Genomic DNA, 17758 nt, shown 5'->3' with positions numbered 1-17758 from the left:
GTCAGCGGCCATGGAACTGGAGACCTTCCGCAAGCTGGCCACCGACCGGCGTGTCATCCCGGTCACGCGCAAGCTGCTCGCCGACGGCGACACCCCGGTCGCGCTGTACCGCAAGCTCGCCGCCGAGCGCCCCGGCACCTTCCTGCTGGAGTCCGCGGAGAACGGCCGCTCCTGGTCCCGCTACTCCTTCGTCGGCGTCCGCAGCGCCGCCACGCTCACCGCGCGGGACGGACAGGCCCACTGGCTCGGCACCCCGCCCGTCGGCGTCCCCACCGACGGCGACCCCCTCGCGGCCCTGCGCGCCACCCTCCAGGCCCTGCACACCCCGCACCAGGAGGGCCTGCCGCCCTTCACCGGCGGTATGGTCGGCTACCTGGGCTACGACATCGTCCGCCGCCTGGAGAAGATCGGCCCCGGCGAGCGCGACGACCTGAAGCTGCCCGAGCTGACCATGCTGCTCACCAGCGACCTCGCGGTGATGGACCACTGGGAGGGCTCGGTCCTGCTGATCGCCAACGCGATCAACCACAACGACCTCGACACCGGCGTCGACGAGGCGTACGCGGACGCCGTCGCCCGCCTCGACGCCATGGAGGCGGACCTCTCCCGCTCGGTCGCCCAGCCCCCGGCCCACCTGCCGCCCTCCGAGCTGCCCGAGTACACCGCCCGCTGGGGCGGCCCCGACTTCCAGCGGGCCGTCGAGGACGTCAAGGAGCGCATCCGCGCGGGCGAGGCCTTCCAGGTCGTGCCCTCCCAGCGCTTCGAGACGCCGTGCACGGCGAGCGCCCTGGACGTCTACCGGGTCCTGCGGGCCACGAACCCCTCGCCGTACATGTACCTCTTCCGCTTCGACGGGTTCGACGTCGTCGGCTCCTCCCCCGAAGCGCTGGTGAAGGTCGAGGACGGACGCGCGATGGTCCACCCCATCGCCGGCACCCGGCACCGCGGGGCCACCCCGCAGGAGGACCAGGCCCTCGCCGACGAACTCCTCGCCGACCCCAAGGAACGCGCCGAGCACCTGATGCTGGTCGACCTCGGCCGCAACGACCTCGGCCGGGTCTGCGAGCCCGGCTCGGTCGAGGTGGTCGACTTCATGTCCGTCGAGCGCTACTCGCACGTGATGCACATCGTCTCGACCGTCACCGGCAGGATCGCCCCCGGCCGCACGGCCTTCGACGTGCTCACCGCCTGCTTCCCGGCCGGCACCCTCTCCGGCGCACCCAAGCCCCGCGCGATGCAGATCATCGACGAACTGGAACCGTCCCGGCGCGGCCTGTACGGGGGCTGCGTCGGCTATCTCGACTTCGCCGGCGACTCCGACACCGCGATCGCCATCCGTACGGCCCTGCTCCGCGACGGCACGGCCTACGTCCAGGCCGGCGCCGGTATCGTCGCCGACTCCGACCCGGTCGCGGAGGACCAGGAGTGCCGCAACAAGGCGGCGGCGGTGCTGCGGGCGGTGCACACCGCCAACCGGCTGGGCGAGCAGGGCACTCCGGCTCGCGCATAGGACGCTTCTCATACGAACCCCGGGTGACGCCTCACCCGGGGTTCAGGCGATAGTGGAGTACGTGACTGCCGTACCTGACCCCCGTTCCCAAGCCGCCGCGTCCGCCCGGTCCGGCCGGCGGAGCCTCGCCGTGGCCCTTCTGTGCGGTGCGCTCGGCGCGGCCGTGGCGCTGCTCGCGACCCGGCAGCGCTGGGCGGAGGGCACCGCGACGGTGGCCGGCGGCGCGTTCCCGCTGACCGCCAAGGGCAGCGACGTCACGGGCGTCCCCGCGGCCCTCGCCATAGTCGGCCTCGCCGCGCTCGTCGCCGTCTTCGCCGTCCGCCGGGCCGGCCGGTTCCTCGTCTCCGGGCTGCTCGCGCTGTCCGGCGCCGGGATCGCCGCCGCGGCCCTCGTGTCCGCCTCCGACAGCTCCGCGCTGGACGAGCAGGCGGCCAAGGCGAGCGGCGACACCTCCGCCACGGTCGACGCGCTCACCCACACCGGCTGGCCCTATGTCGCGGCCGCCGGCGGTGTGCTGCTCCTGCTCGCCGGACTGCTCGCCCTGCGCTACGGCCGGCTGTGGCCCGCCATGTCCGGCCGCTACGAGCGCGGCACCGCCCGCCCGCGGCGCACGGCCCGGCCGGTCGACCCGGAACGGCCCGAGGAGATCTGGAAGGCGCTGGACCGGGGCGAGGACCCGACGGGCGCCTGAATCCGCGGGGGCGTACCCGGAGCCCGGACCCGGAGCGGGGAACCCCGGTGTGGTGAAACAGACGCCACCCCCGCGTCGGGCACACACGCGCGTACGGGACAATGGACGGCGAGCGTCCGGCTCGGACAGTACGACACGTACACAGCAACGAGGAGCAAGTCATGGCGGGCAGCAGCCACGGTCACACCCCGGCCGCCTGGACCGGTGTCATCATCGCCTTCATCGGTTTCTGCGTCGCGGGCGCCTTCATGGTGATGGCCCAGCCCGTCGGCTTCTGGGCCGGCATGGCCCTCACGCTCCTCGGTGGTGTGGTCGGCGGCATCATGCGCGCCATGGGTCTGGGGCAGCCGAAGCAGTCCCGCACGCTGCCGCACACCGCGCCCGCGGCCACGCGGGAGCCGGCCGCGGCCGAGAGCTGAGCCTCAGGGTTTTGGCGAAGGGCGGCCGGCACCTGGTGCCGGCCGCCCTTCGCGCGTGTGCCGGAGCGGTGCCGGCGCCGCGGCCGGACGGGGACTCGCGGGCGCCGGCAGGGCGCCGCTGACCGCCGCGTCGAGCGGGCACGCCGACGTCAGGCGGGGGAGAATGCCGCCGTGACCGGCCCCGCGAAACCCATGAACGCCCTCAGCCGCCCGGTGCCGCCACCCGCCCCCTTCTGGCGGAGGGTCGCAGTCCCCGCGGGGCTGTTCGCGGCCGTCGGCGGGGCCTTCGGCTACGTCGGTGTCGTCGATCCGGGTGAACCCGGGCACTACCCCGTCTGCCCGCTGTACCGGCTCACCGGCCTGTACTGCCCCGGCTGCGGCGGGCTGCGCAGTGCGCATGCCTTCGTGCACGGTGACCTCCTCGCCGCCCTGCGCGACAACGCGCCGGCCGTGGCCGGCTACCTGGGCTTCGCCGTGCTGTGGACCGTCTGGGTGGTCCGCGCGGCACGCGGCAGGCCGCTGCGGATCGACCTCGGACCGGGACCGCTGTGGGCGGCCGGCGTTCTGCTGCTGGTGTTCACCGTCGTCCGGAACCTGCCGTTCGGTGGCTGGCTCCACCCTTGATCGAACAGCGAACGTCCAGGTAGTGGGACCGCCCTCCACCGGATGCGAGGCCTCGGCGCTCCTGCGGATACCATCGGTTTGACCACGGGTTTTCAGAACCTGAAGGAACCACCGTCTGGAAGGGGGCCGCTCGCGTGAGTGTGCTCGACGAGATCATCGACGGAGTCCGTGCCGACCTCGCGGAGCGGCAGGCACGCGTCACCCTCGACGAGCTCAAGGAGCGCGCGGCCAAGGCCCACGCCGCCAAGGACGGGGTGGCCGCGCTCAAGGGCGACGGCGTCAAGGTGATCTGCGAGGTGAAGCGCTCCAGCCCCTCCAAGGGCGCGCTGGCCGCCATCGCCGACCCCGCCGGACTCGCCGCGGACTACGAGGCGGGCGGCGCGGCCGTGATCTCCGTCCTCACCGAACAGCGCCGCTTCGGCGGCTCGCTCGCCGACCTGGAGGCGGTGCGCGCACGGGTCGACATCCCCGTCCTGCGCAAGGACTTCATCGTCACGTCGTACCAGCTGTGGGAGGCCCGGGCGTACGGCGCCGACCTCGCGCTGCTGATCGTGGCCGCCCTGGACCAGCCGGCCCTGGAGTCCCTGATCGAGCGGGCGGTGTCCATCGGCCTGACCCCCCTCGTCGAGGTGCACGACGAGGACGAGGTCGAGCGGGCGGTGGACGCGGGCGCCAAGGTCATCGGCGTCAACGCGCGCAACCTGAAGACGCTGGAGGTGGACCGCGGCACGTTCGAGCGGGTCGCCCCGGAGATCCCGGACACCGTCGTGAAGGTCGCCGAGTCCGGTGTCCGCGGCCCGCACGACCTGATCGCGTACGCCAACGCCGGCGCCGACGCGGTGCTGGTCGGCGAGTCCCTGGTGACCGGCCGCGACCCCAAGGCGGCGGTGGCCGACCTGGTGGCGGCGGGCGAGCACCCGGCCCTGCGGCACGGGCGCGGCTGATCCCGCTAGGCTTGGCGCCGATGACTCCCACCGTGACGACCGTGGACCGGCACGCGCGCCTGGCGCGCGGCTGCCGTCCGCGCGGCTGCCGCGCCCCCGCGCGCCGTGTCCACGGCCGTCGCGTCCGGTACGTCATCGGCGACGAACCCGGGCAGGTCAACGGACGCCGATGGCAGCGCGCCCCTCAGGGGCGCGGGGAACTGCGCGACCAGCCACAGACGACCTGAGGCCGACCGACTCGCCCCGCCCCCACGGCGATCAGTGTTCTTTCACCGCACTCACCGTGAGGTATCCGCATGCCCAGCGAGTTCTTCATCCCTGACCCCACCGGCCAGGTGCCCAGCGCCGAGGGCTACTTCGGCGCGTTCGGCGGCAAGTTCATCCCGGAGGCCCTCGTCGCCGCCGTGGACGAGGTCGCCGTCGAGTACGACAAGGCCAAGCACGACCCCGAGTTCGCCCGTGAGCTCGACGACCTGCTCGTCAACTACACCGGCCGTCCGTCGGCGCTCACCGAGGTGCCCCGTTTCGCCGAACACGCCGGCGGCGCCCGCGTGTTCCTCAAGCGCGAGGACCTCAACCACACCGGCTCCCACAAGATCAACAACGTGCTCGGCCAGGCCCTGCTCACCAAGCGCATGGGCAAGACCCGGGTCATCGCCGAGACCGGCGCCGGCCAGCACGGTGTCGCCACGGCCACCGCCTGCGCGCTGTTCGGCCTCGACTGCACCATCTACATGGGCGAGATCGACACCGAGCGCCAGGCCCTCAACGTGGCCCGCATGCGCATGCTCGGCGCCGAGGTCGTCGCCGTGAAGTCCGGCAGCCGCACCCTCAAGGACGCCATCAACGAGGCGTTCCGGGACTGGGTCGCCAACGTCGACCGCACCCACTACCTCTTCGGCACGGTCGCCGGCCCGCACCCGTTCCCGGCCATGGTCCGCGACTTCCACCGGGTGATCGGCGTGGAGGCACGGCGCCAGCTCCTGGAGCGCGCCGGCCGCCTCCCCGACGCGGCCGTCGCCTGTGTCGGCGGCGGATCCAACGCCATCGGCCTCTTCCACGCCTTCATCCCCGACGAGGGCGTCCGCCTCATCGGCTGCGAGCCCGCCGGCCACGGCATCGAGACCGGCGAGCACGCGGCCACCCTCACCGCCGGCGAGCCCGGCATCCTGCACGGCTCCCGCTCGTACGTCCTCCAGGACGACGAGGGCCAGATCACCGAGCCGTACTCGATCTCCGCCGGACTGGACTACCCGGGCATCGGCCCGGAGCACTCCTACCTGAAGGACTCCGGCCGCGGCGAGTACCGCGCGATCACCGACGACGCGGCCATGCAGGCCCTGCGCCTGCTGTCGCGCACCGAGGGCATCATCCCGGCCATCGAGAGCGCCCACGCGCTGGCCGGCGCCCTGGAGGTCGGCAAGGAGCTGGGCAAGGACGGCCTGATCGTCGTCAACCTGTCCGGCCGCGGCGACAAGGACATGGACACCGCCGCCCGCTACTTCGGCCTCTACGACACCGACGCCGAGGTGGCCGCCGACGAAGCCGACACCGCCGAGATCGAGGGGGACGCCAAGTGAGCGGGGCTGCATTCACGGGTGGGAAGGGCCGGCTGCTGGACGAGACCCTCGCCGCCGCCAAGGCCGAGGGCCGCTCCGCGCTCATCGCCTACCTCCCGGCCGGCTTCCCGACCGTGGACGGCGGCATCGAGGCGATCAAGGCCGTCTTCGACGGGGGCGCCGACGTCGTCGAGGTCGGGCTGCCGCACAGCGACCCGGTGCTCGACGGCCCGGTCATCCAGACCGCCGACGACATCGCCCTGCGGGGCGGGGTGCGGATCGCCGACGTCATGCGCACGGTCCGGGAGGCCCACGAGGCCACCGGGAAGCCGGTGCTCGTCATGACGTACTGGAACCCCATCGACCGTTACGGCGTGGAGCGGTTCACCGCCGAGCTGGCCGAGGCGGGCGGCGCGGGCTGCATCCTGCCCGACCTGCCCGTGCAGGAGTCGGCGCCGTGGCGGGAGCACGCCGAGAAGCACGGCCTCGCGACCGTCTTCGTCGTGGCGCCGAGCAGCAAGGACGAGCGGCTCGCCGAGATCACCGCGGCGGGCAGCGGCTTCGTCTACGCGGCCTCCCTCATGGGCGTCACCGGCACCCGGGAATCCGTCGGTACGCAGGCCCAGGACCTGGTCCGGCGCACCCGTGCCACCGGCACCGGGCTGCCCGTCTGCGTCGGGCTCGGCGTCTCCAACCGGGCCCAGGCCGCCGAGGTCGCGGGCTTCGCCGACGGCGTGATCGTCGGCTCGGCGTTCGTGAAGCGGATGCTGGACGCCCCCGACCACGCCTCCGGCATCGCGGCGGTCCGCGAGCTGGCCGGTGAGCTGGCGAAAGGCGTGCGCGGACAGGCGTGACGGGCGGGAGCGACCGTCGGCGAATGTCCCGTATCGGATGATTCGGTCACTCGAACGAGTGGACCTCGGGCCGGGGAGGCGCGCTGCGCCTCCCCGGTTCGTTCTGGAGGTGTGAGCGAGAAGAACCGTGACGGAAAGCGCACCGCCCGGGAACGGCTGGCGGTCGAGCGCGAGAAGCAGAAGGCCGCGGAGAAGCGACGGCGCACGCTGATCGTGGGCGCGAGCGTCGTCTGCGTCCTGGGGCTGGCGGCGGTGATCGGCGTGGTCGCCGCGAACGCCGGCAAGCACAAGGCCAGCAGCGCGGGCCCGGCCGTGGCACCGTCGGGGGCGCAGGGCAAGGACGGCCTCGCGATCCCGGTCGGCAAGGACGGCGCCAAGTCGACGCTCACCGTCTGGGAGGACTTCCGCTGCCCGGCCTGCCAGGCCTTCGAGGTGGCGTACCGGCCGACCCTCCACGAACTGACCGACGCCGGCAAGCTCAGGATCGAGTACCACCTCGTCCGGCTGATCGACGGCAACCTCGGCGGCACCGGATCGCTGCGCGCAGCCAACGCCGCGGCCTGCGCCCAGGACGCCGGGAAGTTCCGCGACTACCACGACGTGCTGTTCGCGAACCAGCCCAAGGAGACCGACGACGCCTTCGCGGACAACGACAAGCTGATCGAGCTGGCCGGCAAGGTGAAGGGCCTGGACACGCCCGCCTTCCGCAAGTGCGTCCAGGACGGCACGCACGACAGCTGGGTCGACAGGTCCAACCAGGCGTTCCGGTCCGGCGGCTTCACCGGCACGCCCACGGTGCTGCTCGGCGGCAAGAACATCTACCAGGACCAGACGATGACCCCGGCCAAGCTCAAGCAACTCGTGGAGGCCGCCGACCGCGGGTAAGCGTTTCTCACGCCCCCGTTATGGACCCGTAGCCGGGCTGCTTGCCGTCCCCACGGCCCGGCACGGTAGCGTCGGACTTGCCATGAACCTTGCCTATATCCCCAGCCCGTCGCACGGGGTGCAGTACCTCGGCCCCATCCCGCTGCGCGCCTACGCCTTCTGCATCATCATCGGCGTCTTCGTTGCCGTCTGGTTCGGCAACAAGCGCTGGATCGCCCGCGGCGGGCAGTCCGGCACGGTCGCCGACATCGCCGTCTGGGCCGTGCCGTTCGGCCTGGTCGGCGGCCGGCTCTACCACGTGATCACGGACTACGAGCTGTACTTCAGCGAGGGCCGTGACTGGGTGGACGCCTTCAAGGTGTGGGAGGGCGGCCTGGGCATCTGGGGCGCCATCGCCCTCGGCGCGCTCGGCGCGTGGATCGGCGCCCGGCGCCGGGGCATCCCGATGCCCGCCTACGCCGACGCCGTCGCGCCCGGCATCGCGTTCGCGCAGGCCATCGGCCGCTGGGGCAACTGGTTCAACCAGGAGCTGTACGGCCGTGAGACCCACCTCCCCTGGGCGCTGCACATCACCTCCTCCGAGGGCGGCCGGGTGCCGGGGTACTACCACCCGACGTTCCTCTACGAGTCGCTGTGGTGCGTCGGCGTCGGCCTGCTGGTCATCTGGGCGGACCGCCGCTTCAAACTGGGGCACGGCCGGGCGTTCGCCCTGTACGTCGCCGCGTACTGCGTCGGCCGGGGCTGGATCGAGTACATGCGGGTGGACGACGCCCACCACATCCTGGGCCTCCGCCTGAACGACTGGACCGCGCTGCTCGTCTTCCTGCTGGCGGTGGCGTACATCGTGGTGTCGTCGAAGAAGCGGCCGGGACGGGAAGCCGTGGTCGAGCCGGGGGTCTCCGACGGTTCGGTCAGGGAAAAGGACACAGAGACGGGCGCCGACGCCGAGACGGGCGCCGACGCCGATGCCGAGGGCGAGGAGAAGGCGGCACCGGCCGAGAAGAGCTGACCGCTCGCGGTACGGCACCGAGGGCGCCCGGAGGTCTTCCGGGCGCCCTCGGTGTGTGCGGAGGGTCAGCTTCTGGCAGCCAGCGACAGGGTCCGCCGCGCCATCGCCACCACCGCCGCGTCGATGAAACGGCCGTCGGGGAGGGCCTGGGCGCCCTCGTTCGCCGAGGCCGCCTTGATGACCGTCTCCGCGTGTTCGGTCTCGGCCTCCGTGGGCAGGTAGGCCCGCTCGATCACCGGCAGTTGGCGGGGGTGGATCGCGGCGCGGCCCAGGAACCCGAGAGCCCGGCCGTGGGCGCAGGAGGCCGCCAGGCCGTCGAGGTCACGGATGTCCGGGTAGACGGTCTGGGACGGCGGGGCCAGGCCCGCCGCACGGGCGGCGACGATCACCCGTGAGCGCGGCCAGTCCAGGCCCGCGTCGGCCCGTACCCCGAGGTCGGCGCGGAGGTCGGCCTCGCCCAGGGCGATGCCCCGCAGGGCGGGGTGAGCGGTGGCGATGGCGTAGGCATGCTCGATGCCGAGGGCCGACTCCAGGAGCGCGTAGAGGGGGACGGGCGTGGCCACGGCGGCCTGCCGTACCTCGCCCGGGGCCGTCACCTTCGGCAGCCGCACGCCGGACAGGCCCGGCAGGCCGGCCAGGGCGGGGAGGTCGGCAGCGGCCCAGGGGCTGTCCAGGGCGTTGACGCGCACGTGCACCGGGACCGGCTGGAGCTCCGTCAGGAGTTCCGCGGTGGCCGCGCGGGCGTACTCCTTGCGGTCCGGGGCGACCGCGTCCTCCAGGTCGACCACCACCACGTCGGCGCCCGCCACCAGGGCCTTGGCCACGACATGCGGGCGGTCGCCGGGGACGTAGAGCCAGGTGAGCGGGAACCGGGTCACAGGGCGCCCTCCGCGCGCAGTGCCGCGATGTCGGCCGGGGTGAGGCCGAGTTCGGCGAGCACGGCGTCGGTGTCGGCGCCGTGCGGGCGGCCGGCCCAGCGGATCTCGCCGGGCGTGGCGGAGAGCCGGAAGAGGACGTTCTGCATGCGCAGCGGGCCCAGTTCCGGGTCCTCGACGGTGGTCACCGTGTCCAGGGCCTGGTACTGGGGGTCCGCCAGGACGTCCCGGACGTCCTGCACCGGGGCCACCGCGGCCTGAGCCTTCTCGAAGGCCGCGAGCACCTCGGCGCGGGTGCGGACGGCGATCCAGGAGCCGACCGCCTCGTCCAGCACATCGGCGTGGGCGGCGCGGTCCGCGCCGGTGGCGAACCACGGCTCCTCGATCAGCTCCGGGCGGCCCACCAGCCGTAGCACCCGTTCGGCGACCGACTGGGCGGAGGTGGAGACGGCGACCCAGGTGCCGTCGGCGGTGCGGTAGGTGTTGCGCGGGGCGTTGTTCGCGGACCGGTTGCCGGTGCGTTCCTGGACGTAGCCGAGCTGGTCGAACCAGGTGACGTGGGGGCCGAGGACCGACAGGATCGGTTCGATGATCGCCATGTCGACCGTCTGTCCCGCGCCGGTGCGCTCGCGCGCGGCCAGCGCCGTCAGCACGGCGTAGGCGGTCGCCAGGCCGGCGATCGAGTCGGCGAGACCGAAGGGCGGCAGCGTCGGGGGCGCGTCCGGTTCGCCGGTGACCGCGGCGAAGCCGCTCATCGCCTCGGCGAGGGTGCCGAAGCCGGGGCGGTGCGCGCAGGGGCCGAACTGACCGAAGGCGGTGACCCGGGCCAGGACCAGCCGGGGGTTGGCCGCGGACAGCTCCGGCCAGCCGAGGTCCCATTTCTCCAGGGTGCCGGGGCGGAAGTTCTCGATCACCACGTCGGCGGTGGCGGCGAGCCGCAGCAGGGTCTCCCGGCCGCCGGGTGCGGACAGGTCGAGGGTGATGGCCCGCTTGTTGCGGCCGAGCACCTTCCACCACAGGCCGACGCCGTCCTTGGCCGGGCCGTGGCCCCGGGACGGATCGGGTCGCCGGGGATGCTCCACCTTGATCACCTCGGCGCCGAAGTCACCGAGCAGCGTCGCGGCCATCGGACCGGCGAAGAGGGTCGCGAGGTCCAGCACCCGCAGACCGTCCAGGGCCGGGGACGTCCGTGCGGTCGTAGCCGTCGTAGCCGTAGCTGTCGTAGCCGTCGTACGTGTCGTGCTCGTCGTGTTCATGCGCTGTACTGGGCCTCGATCTCCGGGCGGTACGGCATCGACGCCGACGCGCCTTCCCGCTGGACGGAGATCGCCGCCGCGGCCGCCGCCCAGGACAGGGCCTCCCGTACCGGTTTCTCCTCGGCGAAGGCCACCGCGAGCGTGCCGACGAAGGTGTCGCCCGCGCCCGTGGAGTCCACGGCCCGCACGCGGGGCGCGGGGACCACGAGCGGTTCGGCGCCGCGGGTCACGTACAGGCAGCCGGTGGCGCCCAGGGTGACCACGACCTCCGGTACCAGGTCCAGCAGGGCGGCCGCCGCCTCGCGCGGGTCGGTGCGGCCGGTGAGGGTGACCGCCTCGTACTCGTTCGGCACCAACAGGTCCACGGCGGCCAGGAGTTCGGGCGGCAGCGGCTGGACGGGCGAGGGTGTGAGGACCGTACGGACGCCGTGCCGGTGGGCGGCCCCCGCGCCGGCGACGACCGCCGCGAGCGGGATCTCCAGTTGCAGCAGCAGGGCGTCGGCGGTGGCGATCACCCCCTCGTCGCCGGGGGAGAGGTGGTCGACCGTGCCGTTCGCGCCGGGGATGACGACGATCGCGTTGCCGCCCTCGTCGTCCACCACGATGTGCGCGGTGCCGGACGGGCCCTCGACCGTGCGCAGGAAGTCGGTGTCGACGCCGGAGTGTTCGAGGGTGGCGCGCAGCCGGGCGCCGAAGGCGTCGTTGCCGACCGCGCCGATCATCGAGACGGTGGCGCCGGCGCGGGCCGCGGCGATGGCCTGGTTGGCGCCCTTGCCGCCGGGGATCGTACGGAACTCCCGTCCCGTCACGGTCTCCCCGCGCTGCGGGGCCTTGCCGACATACGTGACGAGGTCCATGTTCGTGCTGCCGAGGACGGCGATGTGGGTCATGGTCGGGTCGCCTCCAGGTGGGTGAGGTGGGCGAGGGTGTCGAAGCCGGTGCCGTCGAAGTCCGCGACGGTCGTGGCGAGCCGGTTCTTCAGCGGGGCCCGCCAGCGGTCGGGGAGCGCGCCGGGCGAGCCGGCGAGCAGGCCGGCGATGCCTCCGGCGGTGGCGCCGTTGGAATCGGTGTCCCAGCCACCCGACACCGCACGGCAGACGGAGCCCGTGAAGTCGCCGCCGGCGTGGGTGAGGGCGGCGACGGTCAGGGCGGTGTTGGGGACGGCGTGGACCCAGTGGTGGGTCTGGCCGTGGACGGCGTGGAGTTCGTCCACGACGTCGTCGAAGTCGTCGGTGGCGGTGGCCAGTCGGACGGCGTGGTCGATCGCCTTCGCCAGCCGGGAGCGGGCCGGGACCACCGCGCGGCCGGTGCGCAGGCAGGCGTGGACGTCGTGCGTGCCGGTGGCGGCCGCGGCGATGGCGGCGGCCGCGAACATCGCCGCGTAGACGCCGTTGGCGGTGTGGGTGAGGACCGCGTCGCGGTGGGCCTGCTCCGCGGCGGCGGCCGGGTCGCCCGGGTTGCTCCAGCCGTGCATGTCGGCGCGGATCAGCGCGCCGATCCACTCGCGGAACGGGTTGCGGTGGCGGGCCGTGTGCGGGGGTTCGATGCCGCAGAGGAGGTTGCGGTGGGCGACGCGCTCGGCGGTGAAGGTGCGGCCGGGCGGGAGTTCATCGAGCCAGAGCCGGGCCACGTCGTCCGTGGTGAAGGTCCTCCCGTGGCGCTGGAGCAGGAGGAGGTTGAGCAGGGGGTAGTTCAGGTCGTCGTCCTCGGGCATGCCGTCGATGTTCTCGGCGAGCGAGGTGGCGGCCGAGCGGCGGTTCCAGGGGTGCGTGGCCAGGAGGTCGTCGGGGACTCCCCGGGCGGTGAACCAGGTGGTGAGGGGCCAGTTCCCGGCCGCCCGGGCGAGGGCGCGGATGCCGTCGAGCGGGAGTTTCTCGACCGGTTTGCCGAGGAGACAGCCGATGGCCCGGCCGAGCCAGGCGGCCTCCAGGGCGCGGGGGTCCGGAGCGGTGGCGGACCGTCCGGTGGGCCAGTCGGGGCACTGGGACCTGATCCGGGCCAGGTCCGTCGGCTCGTCGTCGGCGAAGCGGCTGGGCAGATCGGCGAGTTCGTCCAGCAGATCCTCCGCCAGCAGGCGCAGATAGCGGGACACCCGGTGCGGGGACGCGCCCGCGCGCTCCGGGGCGTCCGGGCCGCCCGCCGCCCGCCAGCGCGCCTCGACCGCCGCAGGTTCGCGTCCGTCCAGGCGGGCCTGGCGCAGCTCGTGGCCCAGCAGATCCTCCGGCTGCACCCAGGTCAGCCGGAGCACGGGCGGCCTCCGAGCGCGGTGAACGCCTCCTCGTGGGCGCGCCGGCGGTGGACGTCCCGGCCGAAGATCTCGCGCGTGACCTCGGTGAGCGTCCGGGCCGGCGCCCACAGGTCCAGACGGCTGGCGTCGGCGACCGTCTTCGCCCACTCCTCGGGGGCGGGCGAGCCCAGCGCGCCCGCCAGGGCACCGGCCATGGTGGCGATCGAGTCGCAGTCCCGGCCGTAGTTGACCGAGCCGAGCACGGCCTGCCGGTAGTCGCCGCCGGAGACGACCAGCATGCCCAGCGCGATGGGCAGTTCCTCGATGGAGTGCAGCCGGGAGGGGCGGCGGGCGGCGAGGGAGGGCGCGCGGTAGTCCGGCCCGACGGTGTCGTACGGCTCCACCGCCGCGCGCAGCGGACCGAGCGCCGACTCGAAGTCCCGGTGTCCGGCGGCGACTTCGCAGACCTTCTCGATCGCCGTACGGGTGCCGTCCTTGGCCAGCGACAGGCAGGCGCCCACCACCGACTCCGGGGTGGCGCCGGGGGCGGTCGCGGCGGCCATCGCCGCGGCGAACACACCGGCCGCCTCACGGCCGTACGACGACTGGTGCGCGCCCGCGACGTCCAGCGCCTCGGCGTACGCGGCGGCCGGGTTGGCCGCGTTGACCAGGCCGACCGGGGCCATGTACATCGCCGCGCCGCAGTTGACGATGTTGCCGGTGCCCGCTTCCCGGGGGTCGGCGTGACCGTAGGCCAGCCGGGCCACTAGCCACTTCTCGGCGAGGAAGAGGCGGTGCAGCGGCAGGGCCTCGGCCTCCAGCTCGGGGATCCAGCGGGGGGTGGTCATCAGGTCCGGGACCAGGTGCTCGGCGATCGCGTAGGCGTCGAGGTGGTCGCGGACGCGGTCGTAGACGCGGATCAGCGCGTGCGTCATCAAGGTGTCGTCGGTGACGTGGCCGTCGCCCTTGTGGTACGGCGCGATGGGGCGGGCGGTGCGCCAGGCGTCACCGTGCCAGGGGCCGACGATGCCGCGTACGCGACCGCCGTGCCGCTCGGCGATCTGGTCGGGCGAGTAGCCCTCGACCGGGCCGCCGAGGGCGTCACCGACGGCGGCTCCCACCACGGCGGCGGTGACGCGGTCGGCGAGACCGTTCGGGCCGGGCCCGCTGCTTTCTTCTTCTTTGGGCGTCATGCCCCGAATCATCCTCCTGGGCGGGCCGGTTGTGCGGCTTCCAGGAGTCCGGCGAGTTCCACCAGGTCGGTGCCGGTGAGACGGGGCAGGGTGCAGCCGGGCAGGACGCGGCAGGCGTCCCGCCAGGTCGCGGGGATGGCCGCGCCGCCGCCGAGGGCGCCGGTGAGCGCCCCGGCGAGGGCGGGCGCGGAGTCGGCGACCCGGGACAGGCAGGCGGCGGCCGGTACGGCCTCGGCGATCCGGCCCCGGGCCGCGGTGGCCAGGGCGAGCGCGACGGGGACGGTCTCCGCGGCGGCGATGCCGTAGCTGTAGACGTGGTCGACGATCTGGTGTTCCAGGAGCGGGACGAGCGCGAAGGCGGACTCGCTGTCCTCGGCCAGGGCGAGGGCGTGGCGGGCGTTGCGGCCGATCTCGGTGTCCGCCGGGAGTTCGGCGATCGCGGCGGTCACGCAGGTGCCGGTGTCCGCGTCGGCGAGGGCGAGGGAGAGGGCCGCCGCCATGGCCCGCGCACCGTGCACACCGTCGCCGTCCTGGGTGTAGCGGGCGTCGAACTCGGCCAGGGCGGCGGCCTGTTGCGGGTCGCCGGGGTGGGCCACGGCGAGGACGCACGCGCGGACGCAGGCCGCGTCGTCGAAGTAGTGCGGGTTGTCGTGGCCGGTGGCGGGCGGGCGCAGGCCGGTGGCGAGGTTGCCGAGGCCGGCGCGGACGGAGATGCGGGCGCGCAGCGGCAGCACGGCGGACTCGATCTCCGGGGCGCGGTCCGCCGCGGCGGCGACCTCGGAGGCCACGGCGGTCCAGGTGAGGTCGATGGCGGCCCGCATACGGCGGGCCCGGCTGAGGTCGCCGAGGACGTCGTCGTCGCCGGCGCGCAGGACCGCCTCCGCGGCGAAGGCCGCCCACTCGGCGTCGTCGGAGGGGCCGAGGCGGAGGGGTTCGGGGGGTTGGTTGAGGGCGATCGGCACCGGGAGGGTGGTGGTGGCGTTCTGCTCGGCGAAGGTGTCCAGTTCCCGGGTGAGACGGCGGGTCCACTCGGGCATGCGGGCGGCGCGGTGCCGGGCGGCGGGCCAGCCGGCGGCGTCTCCGGCGGCGAGGCCGAGGAGGAGGCCCTCGATACGGCGCGCCGTCATGGCCGACCCTCGCTGTCCGGTTGCCCTGCGCTGCCGGCCCCCACCAGGGGGCTCCGCCGGCCGTCCGGTTGCCCGGCGCCGCCGTCCTCTACCAGGGGGCTCCGCCCCCTGGACCCCCGATCCCCTGCCCACCCACCACCCGACTCGGTCGGCTGGGTGGTGGGGGGAGCGGGTGGGGGAAGTTCGGTCGGCTGTGGGGATGGCTGCACCACACTCTCGACTGCCACCTGCTCCCCCTCCGCCGCGCTCCCCGGCAGGACTGCAGTCAACGTCCCCGCCGTGTCCGCCGGAATCAGCTCCCGTTTCCCTGCCGCCCCGGCTCCCGTGTCCGCCGGAATCAGCTCCCGTTTCCCTGCCGCCCCGGCTCCCGCGTCCGCTGGGATCACCTCCCGCTTCCCCGCCGTCCCTGCCCCCGCCGCCCCGGCCTCCACCGGCCCTGTTCCCGCCGCCCCCACCGCCCCCGCTCCCGCCTCCCCCGCGCCCCCTTCCGCCGCCGTCACCAGGAGCTCCGCGACGTCCAGTACGTGGTGGCCGGTGATGGACGGGAGGCAGCGGCCGCGGGCCGGGCCGATTGCCGATGACCAGTGTGGCGGGATGGCCGAGAGGCCCTGGGTGGCGCCGGAGAGGGCACCTGCGACCGCCGCCGTCGTGTCCGCGTCGCGGCCCATGTTGACGGCCGTGAGGACCGCCTCCCGGAAGTCGCCGTCGGCCGCCGCGTACGCGCCGAAGGCGAGGGCGACCGCTTCGGGGGCCAGGTCGGTCCAGGGGTAGCCCCCGATGACGACCGCGGAGCGGACCGCGCGTTCGCCGCGATGCGCCACCGACACCGCACGCCGCAGGGAGCGAGCCGTCCAGGAGTCGTCCGGGATCACCGCGAGGGCGGCGGCGATCACCACCGCGACCGCCGCGCCGGTCATCGCCGCCGCCACGCCCGCCGCGACCGCCTGGCCGCCGTAGATGCCCTCGCCCTCGTGGCTGACGGAGCCGTCGATGGCCACCAGCCGGGCCGCCTCGGCGGGACGCCCGGCGGCGAAGACCCCGAAGGGCGCCGCCCGCATCGCCAGCCCGTCGCTCCAGGCGTGCCGGTGCTGGGCCGAGATGGGGGCGGCGAGGCCACGGCGGAGGTTCTCCAGCGTGCCGCGCTCGCTGAAGCCCGCGCCGCGGAAGGGTCCCTCCGCCCGGTCGGCGATCCACTCGTGCCAGGCCGCCTCGACATGCTCCGGGGTGAGCGCCGAGCCGTGCCGGGCCAGCAGCAGACCGGAGAAGATCGCGTACTCGGTGTCGTCCGTGCCGTACGGCTGCTCGCTGACGTACCCGGTGATCCGGCCCCATCGGGCGCGGATCTCGGAGGGCCTGAGGTTCTCCGCCGGTGCGCCCAGCGCGTCCCCGACGGCCAGGCCCAGCAGCGCACCGCGGGCCCGCTCGCGGAGTCCGGCGGCGTCACCGGGCGTCGGAGCCGGGGGAGTGCAGGCGATCGATGCCATGGGCGGCCTCCTTCGGCGGGGTCGCACGGGGACCCTTTGCGGATGTGTCCCACGGGAGGCGGCCGCGTGAGCCGGGGGAGGGGTTCTGTCACCCGGTCGGCATCTGAGCTGCTTATCGCCCATCTGAGCGGCTGAGGAAGAAGCCGCAGGTTAGCCGAGCCTTTCCTTGCTGGCGCGGACGAAATGATGAGCGTAAGTTCTGTGTTGTCGAAAAGTAGAACTCGTCCAAAGTTAGCTTTGGCTTAGCTTCCTTGGGGGACCCGGATGGCCATCATCGAAACCGAGGCCGCGCTGCACGAGGCGCACCGCGACAACCACACGCACCGCGATGTGAACGGCGGATGGCTGCGCCCCGCCGTCTTCGGTGCCATGGACGGTCTCGTCTCCAACCTCGCCCTGATGACGGGCGTGGCCGGCGGGTCCGTGAGCCAGCACACGATCATCATCACCGGTCTCGCGGGACTCGCCGCCGGCGCCTTCTCCATGGCGGCCGGCGAGTACACCTCCGTCGCCTCCCAGCGGGAACTCGTCGAGGCGGAACTCGACGTCGAACGCCGTGAGCTGCGCAGGCATCCGCAGGACGAGGAGGACGAGCTGGCCGCGCTGTACGTGGCCCGCGGGGTCGAGCCGGGGCTGGCCCGGCAGGTCGCCCGGCAGCTCTCCAAGGACCCCGAGCAGGCCCTGGAGATCCACGCCCGCGAGGAGCTCGGCATCGACCCCGGGGACCTGCCCTCGCCGCTGGTCGCCGCGGTCTCGTCCTTCGGCTCGTTCGCGCTCGGCGCCCTGCTGCCCGTCCTGCCGTACCTGCTCGGCGCGACCGCGCTGTGGCCCGCCGTCCTGCTGGCCCTCGCCGGTCTCTTCGCGTGTGGTGCCGTCGTGGCGAAGGTGACCGCCCGGAGCTGGTGGTTCAGCGGTCTGCGGCAGCTCGCGCTCGGTGGTGCGGCGGCCGGTGTGACGTACGCCCTGGGCACTCTGTTCGGAACGGCCGTAGGATAGGTCGACCGGTAGCTATGCGATGGGCCGCATAAGTACCCGTTACTCGTGGGTTTCGAGTCCTTTACCACCGGGTATGAGCCTTAAGCGCTGTGGGCAACGACGCCT

17 protein-coding genes and 1 pseudogene are annotated in these 17758 nt (G+C 73.8%); 11 read left to right on the top strand and 7 right to left on the bottom strand.

The window, feature by feature from the left end; all coding sequences use genetic code 11:
• The first annotated feature begins 10 nt into the window (after positions 1-10).
• The 10 genes from C3492_RS27795 to lgt all read left to right on the top strand — a co-directional run bounded on the left by C3492_RS27795 (position 11) and on the right by lgt (position 8495).
• Complete coding sequence (locus C3492_RS27795) at positions 11-1510, top strand: anthranilate synthase component I (RefSeq protein ID WP_103815175.1); 1500 nt, start codon at positions 11-13, stop codon at positions 1508-1510.
• 52 nt (positions 1511-1562) lie between these two features.
• On the top strand, positions 1563-2201 hold the full coding sequence (locus tag C3492_RS27790; protein ID WP_103815173.1) for a TIGR02234 family membrane protein: 639 nt from the start codon (positions 1563-1565) through the stop codon (positions 2199-2201).
• Positions 2202-2362: 161 nt separating this feature from the next.
• Positions 2363-2620 carry an HGxxPAAW family protein gene (locus tag C3492_RS27785; RefSeq protein ID WP_103815171.1) on the top strand — a complete coding sequence of 86 codons (258 nt, stop codon included), beginning with the start codon at positions 2363-2365 and terminating at the stop codon, positions 2618-2620.
• Positions 2621-2812: 192 nt separating this feature from the next.
• Positions 2813-3244, top strand: coding sequence for a DUF2752 domain-containing protein (locus C3492_RS27780; protein WP_103815169.1), 432 nt, complete (start codon positions 2813-2815; stop codon positions 3242-3244).
• A 134-nt stretch (positions 3245-3378) separates the two neighbouring features.
• On the top strand, positions 3379-4188 hold the full coding sequence (gene trpC / locus C3492_RS27775) for an indole-3-glycerol phosphate synthase TrpC (protein WP_103815167.1): 810 nt from the start codon (positions 3379-3381) through the stop codon (positions 4186-4188).
• 20 nt (positions 4189-4208) lie between these two features.
• A complete protein-coding gene (gene trpM / locus C3492_RS27770) occupies positions 4209-4415 on the top strand; it encodes a tryptophan biosynthesis modulator TrpM (protein WP_103815165.1) in 207 nt (68 codons plus the stop codon).
• A gap of 69 nt (positions 4416-4484) precedes the next feature.
• The gene (gene trpB, locus C3492_RS27765; RefSeq protein WP_103815163.1) at positions 4485-5768 is read left to right on the top strand and encodes a tryptophan synthase subunit beta; all 1284 of its coding nucleotides are present in this window, start codon (positions 4485-4487) and stop codon (positions 5766-5768) included.
• A complete protein-coding gene (gene trpA, locus C3492_RS27760; protein ID WP_103815161.1) occupies positions 5765-6601 on the top strand; it encodes a tryptophan synthase subunit alpha in 837 nt (278 codons plus the stop codon). The genes trpB and trpA overlap by 4 nt, the downstream gene beginning before the upstream one ends.
• Before the next feature lie 111 nt (positions 6602-6712).
• Positions 6713-7486 carry a thioredoxin domain-containing protein gene (locus tag C3492_RS27755; protein ID WP_103815159.1) on the top strand — a complete coding sequence of 258 codons (774 nt, stop codon included), beginning with the start codon at positions 6713-6715 and terminating at the stop codon, positions 7484-7486.
• 82 nt (positions 7487-7568) lie between these two features.
• Complete coding sequence (gene lgt / locus C3492_RS27750) at positions 7569-8495, top strand: prolipoprotein diacylglyceryl transferase (RefSeq protein WP_103815157.1); 927 nt, start codon at positions 7569-7571, stop codon at positions 8493-8495.
• A 65-nt stretch (positions 8496-8560) separates the two neighbouring features.
• On the opposite strand, the gene C3492_RS27745 is transcribed toward lgt, so the two are convergent.
• The 7 genes and pseudogenes from C3492_RS27745 to C3492_RS27715 form a co-directional block, all read right to left on the bottom strand.
• Positions 8561-9373 carry a CoA ester lyase gene (locus C3492_RS27745; RefSeq protein WP_103815156.1) on the bottom strand — a complete coding sequence of 271 codons (813 nt, stop codon included), beginning with the start codon at positions 9371-9373 and terminating at the stop codon, positions 8561-8563.
• Positions 9370-10626 carry a CaiB/BaiF CoA-transferase family protein gene (locus C3492_RS27740; protein WP_258055919.1) on the bottom strand — a complete coding sequence of 419 codons (1257 nt, stop codon included), beginning with the start codon at positions 10624-10626 and terminating at the stop codon, positions 9370-9372. The genes C3492_RS27745 and C3492_RS27740 overlap by 4 nt, the downstream gene beginning before the upstream one ends.
• Positions 10623-11516, bottom strand: coding sequence for a ribokinase (gene rbsK / locus C3492_RS27735; protein ID WP_103815152.1), 894 nt, complete (start codon positions 11514-11516; stop codon positions 10623-10625). The genes C3492_RS27740 and rbsK overlap by 4 nt, the downstream gene beginning before the upstream one ends.
• Complete coding sequence (locus C3492_RS27730) at positions 11513-12874, bottom strand: ADP-ribosylglycohydrolase family protein (protein WP_103815150.1); 1362 nt, start codon at positions 12872-12874, stop codon at positions 11513-11515. The genes rbsK and C3492_RS27730 overlap by 4 nt, the downstream gene beginning before the upstream one ends.
• The gene (locus C3492_RS27725; protein ID WP_103815148.1) at positions 12862-14046 is read right to left on the bottom strand and encodes an ADP-ribosylglycohydrolase family protein; all 1185 of its coding nucleotides are present in this window, start codon (positions 14044-14046) and stop codon (positions 12862-12864) included. The genes C3492_RS27730 and C3492_RS27725 overlap by 13 nt, the downstream gene beginning before the upstream one ends.
• 8 nt (positions 14047-14054) lie before the next feature.
• Positions 14055-15173 carry an ADP-ribosylglycohydrolase family protein gene (locus tag C3492_RS27720; protein ID WP_103815146.1) on the bottom strand — a complete coding sequence of 373 codons (1119 nt, stop codon included), beginning with the start codon at positions 15171-15173 and terminating at the stop codon, positions 14055-14057.
• Positions 15174-15643: 470 nt separating this feature from the next.
• Positions 15644-16657: pseudogene (locus C3492_RS27715) on the bottom strand (ADP-ribosylglycohydrolase family protein); the annotation flags it as partial.
• Between the two features lie 264 nt (positions 16658-16921).
• On the opposite strand from C3492_RS27715, the gene C3492_RS27710 reads away from it, so the two are divergent.
• Positions 16922-17653: a VIT1/CCC1 transporter family protein gene (locus C3492_RS27710; protein ID WP_103815142.1), complete on the top strand. Its 732-nt coding sequence runs from the start codon at positions 16922-16924 to the stop codon at positions 17651-17653.
• Positions 17654-17758: the final 105 nt, after the last annotated feature.

It is taken from the genome of Streptomyces sp. Ru62 (assembly GCF_002920615.1).
Taxonomy (GTDB): Bacteria; Actinomycetota; Actinomycetes; order Streptomycetales; family Streptomycetaceae; genus Streptomyces.
The sequence above is the reverse complement of the archived record's forward strand: the minus strand, read 5'-3'. Positions and strand labels throughout refer to the sequence as shown.

What these genes read in the sequence shown, in the direction of transcription:
- C3492_RS27785 (WP_103815171.1), top strand. Translation starts at nt 2,363, where the DNA reads ATGGCGGGCAGCAGCCACGGTCACACCCCGGCCGCCTGGACCGGTGTC.
- lgt (WP_103815157.1), top strand. Translation starts at nt 7,569, where the DNA reads ATGAACCTTGCCTATATCCCCAGCCCGTCGCACGGGGTGCAGTACCTC.
- rbsK (WP_103815152.1), bottom strand. Translation starts at nt 11,516, where the DNA reads ATGACCCACATCGCCGTCCTCGGCAGCACGAACATGGACCTCGTCACG.
- trpM (WP_103815165.1), top strand. Translation starts at nt 4,209, where the DNA reads ATGACTCCCACCGTGACGACCGTGGACCGGCACGCGCGCCTGGCGCGC.
- C3492_RS27725 (WP_103815148.1), bottom strand. Translation starts at nt 14,046, where the DNA reads ATGACGCCCAAAGAAGAAGAAAGCAGCGGGCCCGGCCCGAACGGTCTC.
- C3492_RS27740 (WP_258055919.1), bottom strand. Translation starts at nt 10,626, where the DNA reads ATGAACACGACGAGCACGACACGTACGACGGCTACGACAGCTACGGCT.
- C3492_RS27795 (WP_103815175.1), top strand. Translation starts at nt 11, where the DNA reads ATGGAACTGGAGACCTTCCGCAAGCTGGCCACCGACCGGCGTGTCATC.
- C3492_RS27720 (WP_103815146.1), bottom strand. Translation starts at nt 15,173, where the DNA reads ATGACGGCGCGCCGTATCGAGGGCCTCCTCCTCGGCCTCGCCGCCGGA.
- C3492_RS27710 (WP_103815142.1), top strand. Translation starts at nt 16,922, where the DNA reads ATGGCCATCATCGAAACCGAGGCCGCGCTGCACGAGGCGCACCGCGAC.
- trpB (WP_103815163.1), top strand. Translation starts at nt 4,485, where the DNA reads ATGCCCAGCGAGTTCTTCATCCCTGACCCCACCGGCCAGGTGCCCAGC.
- C3492_RS27780 (WP_103815169.1), top strand. Translation starts at nt 2,813, where the DNA reads ATGAACGCCCTCAGCCGCCCGGTGCCGCCACCCGCCCCCTTCTGGCGG.